Genomic DNA, 1,694 nt, shown 5'->3' on the forward strand with positions numbered 1-1,694 from the left:
GTGACGCTATTGGCATCGTTCTCGGCGGTCGGCGCGTCGTCGACGATCTGGATATTCAGGTCGCCGCTGTCGGTCGAGCCGTCCTCGTCGGTGGCAGTAACGGTGACGCTGTCTATCAGGTGATCAACGCTCGCATCCGGCGCATTGGTCAGGACATAGTCATAGTCGAGGGTAATGGTGCCATCATCGGCCTGGCTATAGCCGTTGAGGGTCAGCTCGCCGTACTCGGTGGTCAGGCTCTGCGGCGTATCGCCCAGCGCTTCCACCTCGGCCCGGCTCAGTTCGAGGGTGGCCTCGTCCCCATCCTCATAGGCGTAGGTCAGGCTGACGGCGCCATCTTCCTGCAGACCGTCCAGGGCAGTCAGCGTCAGGCTGGATTCGACGCGGATGTCGTCGGCGTTCGGCGCGGAGCCGTCCGCCAGGCCACTTTCGAACACCACCTGGTCGGCGATGTTGCCGTCCGGCGTGGTGGCGTCATGGTCGTTGGGCACATTGACGGAGACATCCCAATCCACCGGCTTCTGATCGTCGTCGCTGGCGGTGTTGCCGGTCGGGTCGGTGACCGTGGCGGTGACGCTGACGTCGGGATCGCCCGGCTCGACGGGGACCTCGACGGTCACGCCGTTGTCCAGATCGTCCTGGGTAACCGGACGATTAAGCAGTTCATTACCGTCTTTGTCGGTGACTACCAAGGTATCGCCCACTTCGGTGCCGTCTTCCAGGGTGACTTCGGCGGTGACCGTGCCGTCGTCGCCGATCTCGTCCTGGCTGTAGGTGCCGTCTTCGCCGCTGCCGGTCAGCTCGACGCTCACTGCGGGCGGCACGTTGTCCACCGGCTTCTGATCATCGTCGCTGGCAGTGTTGCCGGTCGGGTCGGTGACCGTGGCGGTGACGCTGACGTCGGGATCGCCCGGCTCGACGGGGACCTCGACGGTCACGCCGTTGTCCAGGTCGTCCTGGGTGATCTCGCGCTCGTCGAGGACGTTGCCGTCCTGATCGGTCACCGTCAGGGTGTCGCCCACTTCGGTGCCGTCTTCCAGGGTGACCTGGGCAGTGACCGTGCCGTCGTCGCCGATCTCGTCCTGGCTGTAGGTGCCGTCCTCGCCGCTGCCGGTCAGCTCGACCGAGACCTGCGGCGGCACGTTGTCCACCGGCTTCTGATCATCGTCGCTGGCGGTGTTGCCGGTCGGGTCGGTGACCGTGGCGGTGACGCTGACGTCGGGATCGCCCGGCTCGACGGGGACCTCGACGGTCACGCCGTTGTCCAGGTCGTCCTGGGTGATCTCGCGCTCGTCGAGGACGTTGCCGTCCTGATCGGTCACCGTCAGGGTGTCGCCCACTTCGGTGCCGTCTTCCAGGGTGACTTCGGCGGTGACCGTGCCGTCGTCGCCGATCTCGTCCTGGCTGTAGGTGCCGTCTTCGCCGCTGCCGGTCAGCTCGACGCTCACTGCGGGCGGCACGTTGTCCACCGGCTTCTGATCATCGTCGCTGGCAGTGTTGCCGGTCGGGTCGGTGACCGTGGCGGTGACGCTGACGTCGGGATCGCCCGGCTCGACGGGGACCTCGACGCTAACGCCGTTGTCCAGATCGTCCTGGGTAACCGGACGATTAAGCAGTTCATTACCGTCTTTGTCGGTGACTACCAAGGTATCGCCCACCTCGGTGCCGTCTTCCAGGGTGACCTGGGCGGTGAC

General features: G+C 65.7%; 1 protein-coding gene. It reads right to left on the minus strand.

The features are described 5' to 3' along the window. On the minus strand, positions 1-1,694 hold a 1,694-nt coding region (locus FHR96_RS22285; protein ID WP_221195921.1), incomplete at both ends, for a hypothetical protein.

Origin of the sequence: Halomonas organivorans (assembly GCF_014192055.1) — a bacterium.
GTDB lineage: Bacteria > Pseudomonadota > Gammaproteobacteria > Pseudomonadales > Halomonadaceae > Halomonas > Halomonas organivorans.